Source organism: Lentzea sp. NBRC 105346, assembly GCF_030269605.1.
Taxonomy (GTDB): domain Bacteria; phylum Actinomycetota; class Actinomycetes; order Mycobacteriales; family Pseudonocardiaceae; genus Lentzea.
Genome location: NZ_BSTQ01000001.1, coordinates 364,259 through 378,645, shown reverse-complemented (window position 1 = coordinate 378,645; position 14,387 = coordinate 364,259). Strand labels below are relative to the sequence as shown.

The following is a 14,387-nucleotide window of genomic DNA, read 5'->3' as shown; positions in this document are numbered from 1 at the left end:
ACCTGGTTGGCAGGTGTCGCGGGCCAGCGGGCGCCACCGGCTTACACGGTGAGCGCTGTCCCAGCCTCGTGGCCGTGGCTGCGGAAGCGTGCGACCTGTTGAGGTCTCCGACTGGTCGGCGCAATCGGGCGGATACCACTGGCGCGAGCAGCGATGTGGCCGGTGATCGTCAGCTTTCACCGCGTGAGCGGCGACGTGATTGACGGCGAGGCACGACAGCGTCGAACAGCCGTTGGCCCACGGCGATGCCGATGCCGGTGATCACGGCGATGAGCAGTCGGCCGATCAGGTCTCCCACGTCGCGGCGCGACATCGTGGCCGGGTTGGTTGCGGCCGCCTGCGCGTCGGGATGGTGCTGGACATGTTCGGTCGTGTCCTCAGCTGGGGTGCCGGTGGGGCGCGTCAGGCGGCGGACGTCGTGCACGACCTCGGCGAGTTTGGTGGCTACCGGTTGCCCATCCCACACGAGCAGTTCGGCGCGACCGAACGTGGCGAGCTCGGCGAAGCGGCCGTCCGCGCTGCCGACGATGAAGATCCGGCCGCCTTCCGCGTGGACGTGACGGGCGCGCGCAAGCAGCGCGAGCTCGGCAGCGTCCGGACCGGTTGGCACGCGCAGCGGCGCGATCCGCAGCTCGGCCAGCACCGATGCGACCGGGTCGACGCCGTTGCACTCGGGCACGGCGTAGGCGGCGACCACGTGGTGGGTCTCACCTGCGGCGTCCAGCAGGGTCTCCAGCCGGGCCCGCAGCGGGCGCGGCCGTAGTCGCGCGCTGCCGAGGTTTTCCAGGTCCAGCAACAGGACTCGATCGTCGGCGTTCACGATCCGCCCGCTCCGAGGTCTGCATGACCCTCACCGTCGGTCACGGTGCCATTCTCACTACCGTGGCGGTCACACGTGGGCGACTCGTCGGGACTGTCGCACCAACGGGTGGCCTGCGCGCCCCCTGCCGAGGTAGCACGGCCCGCTCCCCGCCCGGCCACTGACCAGCCTGGCCCTAGTCATCGATGTGGTACCCGTGCCCGTCCAGCAGAACCCCACCAAACCGGTGCCGCATCGCCGTCGGAGGGGATGCCGATACCGACGAGTCCTCACAAGCTCGCCTTGACCAGCGGTGCCGAATCGTCGGTGCCATGACTGACAACAGTGGGTCGACAGCCCCGTCACTGGACGTGGCGGAATGCATGACTTGCGCCGTGACAGTTGTTCGAGCAGCGGGTCACGAGGCAACCATAGTTCTCATGAATCACAGCACTCACGCGAGAACAGCATGACTCGCCCACCCAGCGAAAACCGCACCGGTGCCGAAGGCCTACCTGAATTCCGCCAAGTGCGGGAGGTTGCCAAAGCCTTTGGCGTATCACCGATGACAATCTATCGCGCCATCCACGAAGGCCAGTTCCCGGCCGTTCAGATTCGCGGGCGATTCGTCGTGCCGGCTCGCGCTGTGGTTGAAATGAGCGACGCGGCGATGAGTCTCCGCACAACAGTGAACGCTGCCGACTGGGTGAACCGCACAGGCGGCCAAATGCTCCTGTGACGAGCAAAGCAATCCATTAGATGCCCACGCAGCAACGTCAACACGAGGAAACATGAGCATCAAGGTGATGACATGGGTGTGGGATCACGCCCATGTGTCTGGCACAGAATTGCTGCTGATGCTCGCCATCGCCGACCAAGCCAACGACCGCGGCACCGACGCCTGGCCGTCCATTCACGACCTCGCCCGCAGAACCAGGCTCAACGAACGCACCGTGCAACGCGTCATCCAGCGACTCCAAGCAGGCAGCCACATCACCGTCGAAGCGGGCGGTGGACGACTGCGAAACCGCTACACGATCATCATGTCGAGCACCACGAACGACCCTGCACCGCCTGTGGATAACCGGGCGGCACCCCCGGCAGAACACCACCCCCGGCAAAACGCCACCGGTGGCACAGACGCCGCCTCTGGGGTGACACAGCTGCGCCGCCCCAGCCCCGGCACAGCTGTGTCACCCGTTCCGTCCTATACCGTCCTCTCCCCCACCTCCGTCACCGTCTCGCCACCCGAGACCCACGACGAAGGAGAAGGCGAAGCCGACCAGAGCGAGAAAGCAGCCGACGAAGTCCTGCGCCGAATCAGCCGCCACTGGAGACTCTCTGCCGCTGATCGAAACCGGCTACGCCCGAGGTTGACCGCGGCGCTCTCAGCCGGACATCAAGTCAGCCGACTCATCGCTTATCTCTCCGAAAACAATGAGGGCGCGCGTTCACCATTCGCCGTACTCACCTCGCGTCTCAGCGAACTTTCCAACTCGGCGGAGCCTGAAGAAGGTAGCAACAGGTGGCCAGAGTGGTGCGGCAGGTGCGACGGACCAGAACCACACCGCCGACTGATCCAACTGTCCGATGACCAGGTCATGCACTGCCTGCTTTGTCACCCGAAGCAGACAAACACTCCGGACGCATAAGGATGGAAGCAAGATGACTAATACATCTCGCCAAGCGATGAAACGCAAGGAAAACTGCCAGAATCTTCCCGACCTCACACTCGTGCAATCAACGCCCACTTACATTCCGATTGCTGATTTCTTTGCAGTGGGAGCTGATTCTTTGTCTTGTTTTCTGAGCGACGCGACGAGTTTGCTGGTGACTAGATTCAGTCGACACTGAAGCTATAGAGTTCATTGCGGTTGCCCCGGTGTCGTGTTCGCTATGTTGCTCAGGTCATCTCGACTCGGTCGGTACCTCGCCTGTCCTCCTGCCAACGCGACGGCCGGCAACGGCATGAGCCTGACTCTGACGTCTGAGGGCATGGTTCGTCGCACTCGGACAGCTATGCAGCACACCCGACGAACTCAAGGTCGTGGACCGGGACGATCTGGCCGAACGGCATCAAGGCAACCCGCACTCCAAATCTCCGAATACGTCGAGGACAGGCCCGCACCCGAGGGGCCTGCGACGGGCCCGTCAGCAGGCGGGGCTGACTTCGGTGCTTCCGTCACTGTCGGTGCCGGCCGCTACCTTCCGCACCTGAAGTAGTCGACTCTGACGATGGGTAACGAACAGGTGCAACCGGACTACGTGTACGTGATCGGCGGTAACGAGTGCCCCAGGGTGAAGATCGGGCATTCGAAGGCCCCTGAACACCGGCTGAGTGAGTTCAAGACCGGGTTTCCCTACAGGATGAAGGTTCTATGGAAGCATGGCGGCGGCCTTCGCCTTGAGCGTGCTCTCCATGGGCGGTTCGCTGCAGAGCGGCGAGAACTCGAGTGGTTCGAGTTCGGCGATACCGATGCCGTCACGGCCGTGACAACCGCAGCCGCCGAACTCTGGGAGATCGGCACCGTTGACGGCGTGAAGCGCGTGAAGCGATTCCCGACAGTGATGAGCCTCAACGGCCTGTTGATCACTTACCTGGCCGCCGGACGCGAGACCAGCGATACGGACTGGCGAACCAGGTCGCCAGTCGTCAGTCCATCCATCGACGCAAGCCTTGCCTACTGCACCGCAATGTCTGATGTGGGCCAAAGGTGCGGACACAGGGTCGGCGACTGGCATAGCGATCGCACATTGCCCCGGCCCGAGATGAAGGCCATCGAGACGTACGCCGGCTGGGCCGTCGGCATCGAGATAGCAACCGATCTTGAAGACCTGGACCGCTGGCTCCGACAGCGATGCTGGCTCCACACAGGACACAACGAGCCAGCCTGGTGCGCGCCTGACTGGGAAGAGTTCGATGCGGAGAAGCACAGTTCCGTATACCTGTACGAGCAAATGCCCGAGTGGCCCGCGAAGGTGACAAAGGACGCTGCGGAACGGCGTGCGAGGTGGCACGCCGCACGTGGTCGGTGAACTGGCATCGTGGTGCACGTTGATCGTGCGGGAGCTCAGCCCACACAGCACCAAGCCTGACGGAAAACGCCACTGGCGCCACGAAAATTCCTACCATGAGGTCGATCTGACGACCGAGGTGTACAAGCCACCGCCCAACTCGCCACAGTCGAACCTCGTTCCGTATGCCTACAAGCACCGAGATCGCGCATGACTCACGTGGCATTTCTTGACCAGCTCGACGCCAGAACGCGACCATCCAGTCACACCGAGACGAGTTGATCGCCCCGACCCGATCATGTACGGTCCCGATCATGGAGAAGGCTCCCCCCTTGGGGGAGCTATCACCAGTGGAGGTTGTTCGATGCACTCGTCGGCGATGTGGGGAAGTTCTCCCGCCGCGGTGTGGTAGCCCCGCTGTGGGGGTTCATCCCCCCTCGGACACCAGTTTCAGTGGAACACCACGCAATGCGTGGTTCCTCACTCAACCCAGCGGAGTGTAAGCACGTTCCGGCCGGGTTGTTCACGCTCACCTGGTGTCATCACGCGGAGCCGCGCGCCGCGAGCCCCCGGTTGCGGGGTGGCGGCCCGGCGCGACCATGACGGCATGCGTCAGTTCGTCCGGGCAACACCACCCACTCGTCCGCGGGAACGGTTGATCGCGGCGCTCATCCCGACCACGGCCGAACCGCGGCCGCCGGCCGCGCCCATGCCGACGCTGCCCGCGTTGCGCCTGCCCACGCTCACCGATCCCGGCACGCTGCTGATCGGCACGGCGCGGATCGACCGGACCGGCCGCGTCCACGAACGCGCGGTGCTGCGCGCGCTGGGCTGGGAGCCCGGCCGGAGACTCGAGTTGGACACGATCCACGGCTTGATCGTGATCACGCCCGATCCGGCCGGTCGGCACAGTGTCGACCACCGGGGTGCCATCACCCTGCCCGCCGCGGCCCGCCGCATGTGCGGCGTCGAGCTCGGCCCGCCGCTCACGCTCGCCGCCGCGGTGCGGCAGCAGGTACTCGTGGTCCACCCCGCGGCGACCGTCGCTGCCCTGCTCGCCGCGCACTACCGCGACCTGATCGACCCCGATGACCGCTGACCCGGCCGCGATCGCCCAGGCACGCCGCCTGCTGGCGCGGATCGGCGTCACCCTCACCGATCTGCAGCGCGGGGACGTCGCGGCATCCGATGTCCCCACCCTGGCCGACTACCTGCCCCGCGCCATCGCGGCAGCAGGCCACGGCGCGAACCGGACCTACGGCAGCTACTGGAGCAGGATGCTCACCGCGTGGGGCACCCGCCGTCTGGACCAGATCGCCGCCAGCGACATCGAGGCGCTCCAGCGGGAGATGACCGCTGCCGCCCGGTCCCGGCGCAACGGCCGGGACGGCCGCCACGCCGGCGAGCACGTCATCGCCGCCGCCCGCGCGATCTACAACCGGGCGATCGCGGACGGCCTGATCGCGCCCACCGCCAGCCCCGCACATCGGGTCGCCAAGCCCCGGCGGCTGCCGAGCACCCGCCGGGCGCTCACGCCCGGTGAACTCGACCAGATCAACACCGCCGCCCGCGCCAGCGGCAACGACGTCATCCTCGACGCGCTGCTGCTGCGGCTGCACACCGAGACGGCCTGCCGACGCGGCGGAGCACTCGCCTTGCGGGTGGCCGACCTCGACCCCGACCAGTGCCTGGTGCGGCTCCGGGAGAAGGGCGGCACCGTCCGGTGGCAACCGATCAGTCCCACCCTGGCACTGAGCCTGGCCGACCACGCCACCGCCCGCGGCGCGGCCCTGCCCACCGACCCACTTCTGCGATACCGCAACGGGAATCCGCTCACCAGCCGCCGCTACGACCACCTGTGGAAACGCCTCGGCCACCAACTGCCCTGGATCGCCACCCAGGGCATCTCCACCCACTGGCTACGCCACACCACCCTGACCTGGGTCGAACGCCACTTCGGCTACGGCATCGCCCGCGCCTACGCCGGCCACACCGACAGCACCGGCCCCGCCACCACCACCTACATCAAAGCCGACCTCCACGCCGTCGCCACCGCCCTGGCCGCGCTGACCGGACAACCACACCCTCTCGCCCATCCCTGAGTCACGAATCGGCGTCGGTGTCGCGGCGGCTTGCCCGATCGAACGGGTGACCCCACAAGTTGATCACTATCATGATCAATGTCGGTCGGGTTTTGACCGCCCTGTCCGTTGTCAGCGAAGACTGTCCCGGTGTTTTCGCTGGCTCGGCGACCAGTCGCCGGAATGCGACGCGCAGAACGGTCACGCGGCAATCGACCGCGGTCGTCGGTCGACGAGAATCAACTGGCGCGTGACGTGTCGGCGATGTCGAGTCAGCGGTCGGCTCCCCGGTCGGGCGCCTTGTCAGCCACCGATCCGCTCCACCACGAACGGATTGCCTCGCTCATCTCATCTGCCGCATCGGACTGCACGAAGTGACCAGCCCCCTTGACGACCACGGTGGTGTGGTCCGGGAACTTCTCCTCCAAGCGCTCGCGATCCTTGTCGCTGAAAGCCACGTCGCGGTCCGCCCATACGATCAGTGTGGGGAGGTTGTCGAGCAGCTGCAGGTTGCCTTCGATGCCGGCGAGAAACTCGCGGCTTCCGGTGATGGCACCCGGCAGGATCGCGCACGCGTTGCGGCGCTCCCAGGTGTCGAGTGCCTCGCGGTAGTGGTTCATCTCGGTCTGGGAGACCTTGCGGCGGCGGTGTCCGGCGGGGATCAGCGCGTTCACGAACAGGTTGAACCGCCTGATCAACTCGCGTCCGATCGGGCCGCCCATGACGCGGGAAGCGATCTCAGCGCGCAGTTCGCCGTTTGTCGGCCACGCCCAGGTGTTCGCCAGGACGATTCGCTGGAACCGGTTCGATCGCCGTTCGGCCGTGAAGAGCCCGATCGGCCCGCCCCAGTCGTGGGCCACGAGCGTGACGTCCGAGAGGTCCATGCGGTCGAGGAACTCCACGACCACACCGGCGTGGTCGGCGGGCTGATACCGATAACCCGGTGCGGCGACGGACAGCCCGAACCCCGGGTAGTCGAGGGCGACGCACCGGAACTGGTCACGCAGAGACCTGATGACGTCCCGGTACACAAAGGACCAGGTCGGATTGCCATGCAGCATCAGCAGAATCGGCCCTGAGCCCTCGTCGACGTAGTGGACGACGTGCCCGCCCAGCTCGACGAAGTGGCTCTCGAAGGGAAACAGGTCGGCATCCACCCAGGACGGTCGGGTGCCTGCGGTGTGCTGGGACGACATCTGCTGCGCCTCCCGGTCCGGGGACTATACTAATTTAAAGTTGACTAGTGAAAGTCAAGCACGAGGAGGTGCGGACGGCAAATGCCGAAGCGGTCCTACGGTCAGTACTGCGGCCTGGCGCGGGCGCTCGACGTCGTCGGAGCGCGGTGGAGCCTGCTCATCGTCAGGGAGCTGCTGGTCGGCCCGGCCCGCTACGGCGAACTGCTGGCCGGTCTGCCGGGCATCGCAACCAACCTCCTCGCCGCCCGCCTCAAAGAGCTCGAAGAAGTGGGCGTCGTTCAGCGCACGCTCGACACCGGCCGCAACGGCGTCGCCTACGTCCTCACGCCGTGGGGCAGGGAGCTCCGTGACACGGTCGCATCGCTGGTCACGTGGAGCACTCCGCTGATGATCTCCGGCCCTCAGGGTGACATCTTCCATGGACGCTGGCTAGTAGTCGCTCTGGACGCGCTGCTACGCGACCGAAGATCGAAGAAACCGATGACCATCGGACTGTCCGCCGACGACGCGATGGTCGCCGTCCACGCCGACAAGACCGGCACACGCGTCGAACTCTGCGGCGACAACCAGCCCAACACCGTGTTCCGGGGCGAGCCCGCCATTGTGCTGGGCCTGGCTTCAGGCATGTTGTCTGTCGAGCAGGCGGTCGCGGCTGGCGAGCTACGTGGCCGCGAAGCAGACCTCGCCGCGGTGTTCGAGAGCCGTTGACGGTATGCGGCAGAACTCCTGAACATCGACGAGCCGCGGAGGGGTGAGCCCTGGAACGCCAGCTGGACCAGCGCAACCTCCAGTGAGGGGAACCCTCACCCACCCGACGTGGATGAAGGTTCCCCTCGCGCTGGAAAGCAGCGGCGCTGCACGCGTCAGCCCTTCGAGATGTACTGCTTCGTCTCGCAGTGCTGGTCGCTGCCGTCGGAGTGCACCCGGCAGACCTGGACTTTGACGCCCCTGATCGTGGAGGACTCGTTCTGGCCGGCTCGCCAGGTCGTGCCCTGCTGGTGGCCGCACACGCGTGGGCTGGAGTACTGGCGGTCCGGGAAGGCGGGCAGGTCAGCGATGATCTTCGCCTGCGCGCAGAAGCCGTTCGCGCTGGTGTCGATGACCGCGATGTCCCAGTTCATCGTGTACTGGCCGTAGTCGCCCCACCAGAAGTCACCGGCGATTCCGGTGCCCAGTGCGTTGTGCGGCCCGACTTCGATCTTCGTCGCGGCTTCGGCGACGGCAACGGGGAGCAAAGCGAGGGCGATCGCCGTGCCGAGCACGGAGACAACCCGCGCTGCTCGACGCAGATCGTGCTTCATCCGAGATCCCTTCAATCGGCATTTCCGGCGAATCGGTCGCCGGTACGGGGCCGAGGCTGTCAGCGGGCGCTGACACATCGCTGACAGTTGCCAGGTCGCGGCCGTCCACAGTGCACAAGACGCGCATCGCTGCCGGACCTGGCAGGGACGTTGAGTACTGCTGAGCGTCAGTGGATGAGGCCACTGGACGATTGCGCCAGCAGCCCCTTTACGGCATCTTGATGTGTGGAGCGCCGGGAAGTCTGGTCGGCACGCTTGTCACGACCGTGGCAAGGCGGATCGATGCGGACGGAGTCTCCATGACACTGGTTCCACGCGCTCTCCCGATGATCAGCGATCCCGAGACCGCACGGGCTCTCCGATCGCGCTGGCACCGCACTCGCTCGCTGTTGCTGACCTCCATGGTGGTTCTGCCATTCACACTGGTGCTGATGTGCGTATCGCTCGCCGCGCTTACTGTGGCAGCCGACCGTGACCTGGCGTGGTGGGCGTTCATCACGGTGTTCGCCGCCGCAGCGCACGCCATCGCCCTCGCGGTCTGGCTGCGCCGCGACGGTAGTGCCGAGCCGCAGTCGTGGCTTCCGGCAACCGGAATGATGACCGGCGCACAGTTCCTGCTCGGCGTGGTGCCCGGCTTCTGCCTCGCTGTCAGCTCCTCGAGCGGAGTTGGCCGCACGGTGGCCGGAGCTTTGCTCGCGCTGGCTCCAGTCGGCCTGGCAGTGGCCTGCACCATCGCTCATCAGGCGCATCTGACGTTGCTACGGCCGGTGATCGCCGAGTTGGGTTCGACGCCGCTCGATCTCGTGCTCGACGAACAGCTACCCGCAGGAGGGGCGGTCCGCGTCGGGATCGGCTCCGACGTCATCGAGTGGACCACGTGGATCAACGGCTCCCGCACAGACTCGAACGTGGCGTTCTCCCACATAGTCGAGATCTCGGCGGTCGGGCACGCGGTGGTCTTGCGCACGGCCTCCGGACGGTGGACCGTGCCCAGCACCGACCCGGTCTTGCTGTACGAGCTACTCACCCGCCGGAAGGCCTTGTGGGACAGCCGGATCAACGCGGTCGTCGAACGGGAGAGGCAGCTCTACCGCGACCTGCTGGTACATCTGAGCCCGCTGCCCATCGCTGAATGAGCTGAGTTGCGCAGTCTGCCCCTTTACGGCATCTTTGCGCGCGGAGCGCCGGGAAGTCTGGTCGGCACACCCACCCACGGTGGTGGGGTGTTCGACGTGGACGGGGTTCTCGATGGCGCTGGTGCTGGCGTTCGGCCTGGTGTTGCTGATCAGCGTGTCGCTGTCCGGGGTCGCGGCGCGCACGATCCTGTCGACGGCGTTGATGTTCCTGCTCGCCGGTGCGCTGATCGGGCAGGGCGGTCTCGGCCTCGTCGACATCCCCTCCAACGGCTCGTTCGTCACCGGCCTGGCCGACCTCGCGCTGTTCACGGTGTTGTTCACCGACGGCCAGCGCGCCGGCCTGCCCGACCTGAAGGAAGGCTGGCGGTTGTCGGGCCGGGCGCTCGGTCTGGCGATGCCGCTGACCATGGTCGGCATCGCCGTGCCCACCCACTTCCTCACCGGGCTCGACTGGACCACCTCGTTCCTGATCGGCGCAATCCTCTCCCCTACCGACCCGGTCTTCGCCGCCGCCATCGTCGGCCGCACCGACGTGCCACTGCGGTTGCGGCGCCTGCTCAACGTCGAGTCCGGCCTCAACGACGGCCTCGCCCTGCCGTTCGTGCTGATCTTCCTGGCCACCGCGGCCAACCGGGGCACCGACTTCGCCACCATCGGCATCGAACTGGTCAGCGGTCTCGTGATCGGCATCGTGATCCCCGCGGTGATCGTTTTGGCGTGGCGGCTCAAGATCCTCACCGCGGAACCACGCCTGCAGGCGCTCGGACCGCTGGCCATCGCGGTGATCCTCTACGCGACGTGCCACCTCACCCACGCCAACCCCTACCTCGCCGCGTTCGCCGCCGGTTCCACGATCGCGACCCTGGATCGTGTTGCGGCAGAACACTTCGAGCACTTCGGCGACCTGCTCTCGGAGACCACGAAGTTCGCCGCGCTGCTCGTGTTCGGCGCCCTCATCACACCCGACCGGATCTCCCACCTCTCGTTCGGCGACTGGGCGGTGGCGGTCATCGCGATCCTGCTCGTCCGCCCCGCGGCGATGATGCTGTCGCTGCTGCGCACGCCCTTGCCGCCGCGGGAACGGTCGGTCGCGGCGTGGTTCGGCCCCAAGGGATTCGCCTCGGTCGTCTACGGGTTGCTCGCGCTACAGGCCGGGATTCCGGCCGGAGACCACGTCTTCGACCTCGTCGCCGTCACCATCGCGTTGTCGATCGTGCTGCACTCGTCGACCGACGTTCCGGTGGCCAAGGCACTGCGCGTCGAACCGCCGGACAACCTGCCCACGGGGAAACCCGAAGTCGAGACGCACGGGAAAAATTGATGTTCGAGTTCTCAGGATGGCTGGTGCTGGCCGCGCTGTTCATGGTCGCGCTCGCGTTCATCCCGCGCCGCTACTGGTATATCCAGTTGCCTGCGGTGCTGGGCTGGGTGCTCGTGTGGATCGACGGACAGTTCACCGGCCACTGGACCGATTCGCTGGGGACGTCCGTGACAGGGCTGAGCCTGCTGTGGCTGGCCATAATCGCGCAGCCGCAAGGTCAACGCGACTGACGCCGCCGTCGCCACGCCCTCCAGAACGTCGCCACAGGCAAGCTCGTCGTGATGGCCGCGCCGAGCACGATCACCACGACCGACGAGATCGTCACCCCCATGATGACGAGGACCAGGCCGATCACATAGCTCGCAAGAAGCACAACGACCGCGCGTGTCCGGCGGGAGAGGAAGACCGCCGGAGCCGCGTTGGTGAGTCTGGCCGCCAGGCGGGGATCATCTTCGGTGAGTCGTTGCTCGAGTTCATCGAGCTGCCGCCGTTCGTATTCGGCCAAGCCCATGCTCGTGTCACCTCCACGTCCGCAGACGCGATCGCCATCCATTGTCGCGCCACGCGCTACACCACGCCATAACCAGCAATCCGATGGCAGTTGCGACGAGCACGCCAGCCAGTTACAGACGTTCAGACTTTCTCGGCAAGAACCGTTCGTTCGATCTCGGACACCGGCATCGCGCGTCCGGTGGGGCGCACGTACTTCTCGATCAACTCCTCCGCTCCCGCCTGCTCGAGCACCCGCCATCCGTAGTCGGCGAGAAAGTCACCGACCTCGTCAGGATCCATGCCGAAGCGCCAGAGCCGTTCCTTCTCCACGAACCTGCGGTACAGCACCTCCGAGCCGTACATGGTGACGCCCTCGAGGAAGTCCTTGCGCACGTACGTGAACACCAAAACGGCTCTCTCTGCTCGCCTTGGCGAGGAACTCGAAGGTCGATCGGACGGCGGGCTCGGTGAGGTACTGCGTCACGCCTTCCCAGACGAACACCGTCCGGGTGCCGACGTCGTACCCGTGTTCCTCCAGCACCACCGCGAGATCTTCTCGCTCGAAGTCGATCGGCACCAGTTTCACGTTGTCCGGCAACGAGATCCGCTTGCGCTTCCCGTCGATGTTCACCGGCGGGTCCACCTCGAACACGGGGAACACGGCAGGAACGAGCCGACGACCACGCGTGTCCAGCCCGGCTCCCAGAATCACCACGGCCTCGGTGCCTGCCCGCAACGCGGCGAGCAGTTCGTCGTCGATGTAGCGCTTGCGGCCCGTGATCGAACCCCAGATGCCCGGCGCGCTCTTCTCGGACGCCTTCACCAGAAACCCGCGGAGCGCACCCCATCGGGTCAGGCGGACAACCCAACGCATGCTCGGCGGAAGCATCTCGATCGCGAGGTCGTCGTGGAGCAGCCGGCGGTCGAGCGGGTAATGCTGCTCCACCGCTGTGATCACCATGGGACCGACTGCCGTTCCGGCCGCCCTGTCCGCCATCATCACCTCCTCAAGCCAGCACGAAGTACCGCAGCCACAGGTAGGGCGCGGCGAGCAGGATCGACAGTCCCGCGACCACCACGCCGTACCGGGTGAACTGCCAGAAGCTGATCGGTGTGCCGTTGCGCGCGGCCAGCCCGAGCACGACCACGTTCGCGCTCGCGCCCACGGCGGTGGCGTTGCCGCCGAGATCCGCGCCCAGCGCGAGCGACCACCACATCGAATGCGCCTGCGGTGTCGAACCCTGCGCGGCAACGAGCTCCGCCACGATCGGCGCCATCGTCGCCACATACGGAATGTTGTCCACGATGGCCGACAGCACCGCGGAGATGAGCAGCAATGCCATGACGGCCAGCAGCGGGTCGCCGCCCACCGCGTTCGCGAGCGCGTGGGAGACCTGGTCGATCACGCCAGTGCGCACCAGTGCACCGACCATCACGAAGAGACCCATGAAGAAGATGAGCGTCTCCCACTCGACGTCGGCGATGGCGTCCTCGGTGGTGACCTTGGAGATCAGCACCAGCAGCCCGGCGCCGAGCAGGGCGACGACCGACGGTTCCAGGTGCAGCACGCCGTGCAGGACGAACGCCGTGAGCACGAGGAAGAGCACGAGGAGGCTCTGCCACAGCAGGGTCTTGTCGCGGATGGCTTCGCGTTCCGACAGCGCCATGACCTCGGCGACGCGCTTCTCGTCATACTGGAACGCGTCCCGGAACAGCCACCGGCACACCACGACGAACACGACCATCAGCACCACGATGAACGGCGCCAGGTGCACCAGGAAGTCGTTGAACGACAGGCCGCCGCGGCTGGCGATGATGATGTTCGGCGGGTCACCGATCAGCGTCGCCGTGCCGCCGATGTTCGAGGCGAGCACCTCCGCGATCAGGAACGGGATCGGGTTGAGCCCCAGCCGGTCGCACACCAGGAAGGTGACCGGGGCGATCAGCAGCACGGTGGTGACGTTGTCCAGCGCGGCCGAGGCGACTGCCGTGATGACCACGAACATCGCCAGCACCGCGAACGGCTTTCCCCTGGCGCGCTTGGCCGCCGCGATGGCCAGGAACTCGAACAGGCCGGTCTGTTTGATGACCCCGACGATGATCATCATGCCGAGCAGCAGGAACACGACGTTCCAGTCGATGCCTGCCTCGATCGAGTGGAACGCGGTCTCACCGTTGGTCAGCCCGAGCGCCAGCATGAGCGCGGCCCCGCCGAGCGCGGCGGCGACGCGGTGCACGCGTTCGGTCGCGATCAGGATGTAGGCGCCGACGAAGACGGCGACCGACAGGATCTGGCTCGCGCTCATGGCGTCTTCCCCGGCGTGGCGAGGATGACCTCGAGCAGGTGCGAGGTGGTGACGACACCGTGGACCGTGTCGCCGTCACTGACCAGCAGCAGCGGTGAGTGCAGCCGGGCCATCATCGCGGCGCACTCGATCAGCGTCGCGTCGCCTGAGACGTTCGGCAGCTCGTAGCGTTTCTCCTTGGACGGCAACAACTCCTTGACCGTCCGTCCTTCCAGCTTGCTCACGCACGCCTCGGCGCCGCCGCGCTCGTCGTACACGCGCGCCAGGGACGGGTCCTCCTGTACGTAGCCGGGGATGATGAAGCGCAGCACCTGCGAGCCGGGCAGCACGGTCACCGGACGGCCGTCCGCGTCGACCACCACGACACCGGGCCGCCGCTGCTCGGCGATCAGCCGGGCCGCGGTCAGCGCGTCGTCTGTGAGATGGACCAGCGGATAGTCCTCGGCGAGATCACGAGCACGCATGATGAAACCCTTCGACCAAGTCGATGTGATCGCCGTCACGATCGGCGCTACGATGGCGTGCATGTCCGGCCTGGCAGTGGCGTTCCTGCTCATCGGGGCTTCGTGCTCGTCGCGCTGACGTTGCGCGCGATCGAGCGCCGCTGACCACACGGTCGCCTGACTCGGCGAGGTGTGCGCGGCCATCGAGGCCCTCCTGGTCTCGGGAACGACAGGTACCACTCGCCGACCAGGCTTCCCGGCACACCAGGGAGAAGACTAACCCGAGGTCGGGCCTTC

General features: G+C 66.4%; 17 protein-coding genes. 9 read left to right on the top strand and 8 right to left on the bottom strand.

Annotated features, from left to right (window positions below):
- Window positions 1-169: 169 nt before the first annotated feature.
- Complete coding sequence (locus QSK35_RS01275) at window positions 170-820, bottom strand: hypothetical protein (RefSeq protein ID WP_285741358.1); 651 nt, start codon at window positions 818-820, stop codon at window positions 170-172.
- 448 nt (window positions 821-1,268) lie between these two features.
- Here QSK35_RS01275 and QSK35_RS01270 point away from each other — a divergent pair, with 448 nt between their 5' ends.
- The 5 genes from QSK35_RS01270 (at window position 1,269) to QSK35_RS01250 (ending at window position 5,916) form a co-directional block, all read left to right on the top strand.
- Window positions 1,269-1,538 carry a helix-turn-helix domain-containing protein gene (locus QSK35_RS01270; protein WP_285741356.1) on the top strand — a complete coding sequence of 90 codons (270 nt, stop codon included), beginning with the start codon at window positions 1,269-1,271 and terminating at the stop codon, window positions 1,536-1,538.
- A gap of 52 nt (window positions 1,539-1,590) precedes the next feature.
- Window positions 1,591-2,451 (top strand): helix-turn-helix domain-containing protein, encoded by an 861-nt coding sequence (locus QSK35_RS01265; RefSeq protein ID WP_285741354.1) that lies wholly within the window; start codon window positions 1,591-1,593, stop codon window positions 2,449-2,451.
- 583 nt (window positions 2,452-3,034) lie between these two features.
- On the top strand, window positions 3,035-3,835 hold the full coding sequence (locus QSK35_RS01260; protein ID WP_285741352.1) for a GIY-YIG nuclease family protein: 801 nt from the start codon (window positions 3,035-3,037) through the stop codon (window positions 3,833-3,835).
- 586 nt (window positions 3,836-4,421) lie between these two features.
- Window positions 4,422-4,913 (top strand): hypothetical protein, encoded by a 492-nt coding sequence (locus QSK35_RS01255; RefSeq protein WP_285741351.1) that lies wholly within the window; start codon window positions 4,422-4,424, stop codon window positions 4,911-4,913.
- The gene (locus QSK35_RS01250) at window positions 4,903-5,916 is read left to right on the top strand and encodes a tyrosine-type recombinase/integrase (RefSeq protein ID WP_285741349.1); all 1,014 of its coding nucleotides are present in this window, start codon (window positions 4,903-4,905) and stop codon (window positions 5,914-5,916) included. The genes QSK35_RS01255 and QSK35_RS01250 overlap by 11 nt, the downstream gene beginning before the upstream one ends.
- Window positions 5,917-6,167: 251 nt before the next feature.
- On the opposite strand, the gene QSK35_RS01245 is transcribed toward QSK35_RS01250, so the two are convergent.
- The gene (locus QSK35_RS01245) at window positions 6,168-7,091 is read right to left on the bottom strand and encodes an alpha/beta fold hydrolase (RefSeq protein ID WP_285741347.1); all 924 of its coding nucleotides are present in this window, start codon (window positions 7,089-7,091) and stop codon (window positions 6,168-6,170) included.
- An 81-nt stretch (window positions 7,092-7,172) separates the two neighbouring features.
- Between QSK35_RS01245 and QSK35_RS01240 the strand changes: the two genes are divergently transcribed.
- Window positions 7,173-7,799, top strand: a complete 627-nt coding sequence (locus QSK35_RS01240) for a winged helix-turn-helix transcriptional regulator (RefSeq protein WP_285741340.1) — start codon at window positions 7,173-7,175, stop codon at window positions 7,797-7,799.
- A gap of 155 nt (window positions 7,800-7,954) precedes the next feature.
- On the opposite strand, the gene QSK35_RS01235 is transcribed toward QSK35_RS01240, so the two are convergent.
- Window positions 7,955-8,392: a hypothetical protein gene (locus QSK35_RS01235; RefSeq protein WP_285741338.1), complete on the bottom strand. Its 438-nt coding sequence runs from the start codon at window positions 8,390-8,392 to the stop codon at window positions 7,955-7,957.
- A gap of 299 nt (window positions 8,393-8,691) precedes the next feature.
- Between QSK35_RS01235 and QSK35_RS01230 the strand changes: the two genes are divergently transcribed.
- The 3 genes from QSK35_RS01230 (at window position 8,692) to QSK35_RS01220 (ending at window position 11,079) form a co-directional block, all read left to right on the top strand.
- Complete coding sequence (locus QSK35_RS01230) at window positions 8,692-9,528, top strand: hypothetical protein (protein WP_285741337.1); 837 nt, start codon at window positions 8,692-8,694, stop codon at window positions 9,526-9,528.
- A gap of 112 nt (window positions 9,529-9,640) precedes the next feature.
- Window positions 9,641-10,849, top strand: a complete 1,209-nt coding sequence (locus QSK35_RS01225; protein WP_285741335.1) for a cation:proton antiporter — start codon at window positions 9,641-9,643, stop codon at window positions 10,847-10,849.
- On the top strand, window positions 10,849-11,079 hold the full coding sequence (locus tag QSK35_RS01220) for a hypothetical protein (RefSeq protein ID WP_285741333.1): 231 nt from the start codon (window positions 10,849-10,851) through the stop codon (window positions 11,077-11,079). Before QSK35_RS01225 ends, QSK35_RS01220 begins: the two co-directional genes overlap by 1 nt.
- Here QSK35_RS01220 and QSK35_RS01215 read toward each other — a convergent pair.
- From QSK35_RS01215 to QSK35_RS01195, 5 genes are all read right to left on the bottom strand, one after another.
- Complete coding sequence (locus QSK35_RS01215) at window positions 11,067-11,360, bottom strand: DUF3040 domain-containing protein (RefSeq protein WP_285741331.1); 294 nt, start codon at window positions 11,358-11,360, stop codon at window positions 11,067-11,069. The two genes, QSK35_RS01220 and QSK35_RS01215, sit on opposite strands and share 13 nt — an antisense overlap.
- A gap of 122 nt (window positions 11,361-11,482) precedes the next feature.
- Entirely contained in the window at window positions 11,483-11,671 is a 189-nt protein-coding gene (locus tag QSK35_RS01210) for a hypothetical protein (RefSeq protein WP_285741329.1), read from the bottom strand.
- Window positions 11,631-12,302 (bottom strand): SAM-dependent methyltransferase, encoded by a 672-nt coding sequence (locus QSK35_RS01205; protein ID WP_285741327.1) that lies wholly within the window; start codon window positions 12,300-12,302, stop codon window positions 11,631-11,633. The genes QSK35_RS01210 and QSK35_RS01205 overlap by 41 nt, the downstream gene beginning before the upstream one ends.
- A gap of 46 nt (window positions 12,303-12,348) precedes the next feature.
- A complete protein-coding gene (locus tag QSK35_RS01200) occupies window positions 12,349-13,647 on the bottom strand; it encodes an ArsB/NhaD family transporter (RefSeq protein ID WP_285741325.1) in 1,299 nt (432 codons plus the stop codon).
- Window positions 13,644-14,294 (bottom strand): CBS domain-containing protein, encoded by a 651-nt coding sequence (locus QSK35_RS01195; protein WP_285741323.1) that lies wholly within the window; start codon window positions 14,292-14,294, stop codon window positions 13,644-13,646. Before QSK35_RS01195 ends, QSK35_RS01200 begins: the two co-directional genes overlap by 4 nt.
- Window positions 14,295-14,387: the final 93 nt, after the last annotated feature.

Coding starts and splice junctions, on each gene's coding strand:
- QSK35_RS01270 (WP_285741356.1), top strand. CDS start 1,269: ATGACTCGCCCACCCAGCGAAAACCGCACCGGTGCCGAAGGCCTACCT.
- QSK35_RS01265 (WP_285741354.1), top strand. CDS start 1,591: ATGAGCATCAAGGTGATGACATGGGTGTGGGATCACGCCCATGTGTCT.
- QSK35_RS01260 (WP_285741352.1), top strand. CDS start 3,035: ATGGGTAACGAACAGGTGCAACCGGACTACGTGTACGTGATCGGCGGT.
- QSK35_RS01255 (WP_285741351.1), top strand. CDS start 4,422: ATGCGTCAGTTCGTCCGGGCAACACCACCCACTCGTCCGCGGGAACGG.
- QSK35_RS01250 (WP_285741349.1), top strand. CDS start 4,903: ATGACCGCTGACCCGGCCGCGATCGCCCAGGCACGCCGCCTGCTGGCG.
- QSK35_RS01245 (WP_285741347.1), bottom strand. CDS start 7,091: ATGTCGTCCCAGCACACCGCAGGCACCCGACCGTCCTGGGTGGATGCC.
- QSK35_RS01240 (WP_285741340.1), top strand. CDS start 7,173: ATGCCGAAGCGGTCCTACGGTCAGTACTGCGGCCTGGCGCGGGCGCTC.
- QSK35_RS01235 (WP_285741338.1), bottom strand. CDS start 8,392: ATGAAGCACGATCTGCGTCGAGCAGCGCGGGTTGTCTCCGTGCTCGGC.
- QSK35_RS01230 (WP_285741337.1), top strand. CDS start 8,692: ATGACACTGGTTCCACGCGCTCTCCCGATGATCAGCGATCCCGAGACC.
- QSK35_RS01225 (WP_285741335.1), top strand. CDS start 9,641: ATGGCGCTGGTGCTGGCGTTCGGCCTGGTGTTGCTGATCAGCGTGTCG.
- QSK35_RS01220 (WP_285741333.1), top strand. CDS start 10,849: ATGTTCGAGTTCTCAGGATGGCTGGTGCTGGCCGCGCTGTTCATGGTC.
- QSK35_RS01215 (WP_285741331.1), bottom strand. CDS start 11,360: ATGGGCTTGGCCGAATACGAACGGCGGCAGCTCGATGAACTCGAGCAA.
- QSK35_RS01205 (WP_285741327.1), bottom strand. CDS start 12,302: ATGGTGATCACAGCGGTGGAGCAGCATTACCCGCTCGACCGCCGGCTG.
- QSK35_RS01200 (WP_285741325.1), bottom strand. CDS start 13,647: ATGAGCGCGAGCCAGATCCTGTCGGTCGCCGTCTTCGTCGGCGCCTAC.
- QSK35_RS01195 (WP_285741323.1), bottom strand. CDS start 14,294: ATGGCCGCGCACACCTCGCCGAGTCAGGCGACCGTGTGGTCAGCGGCG.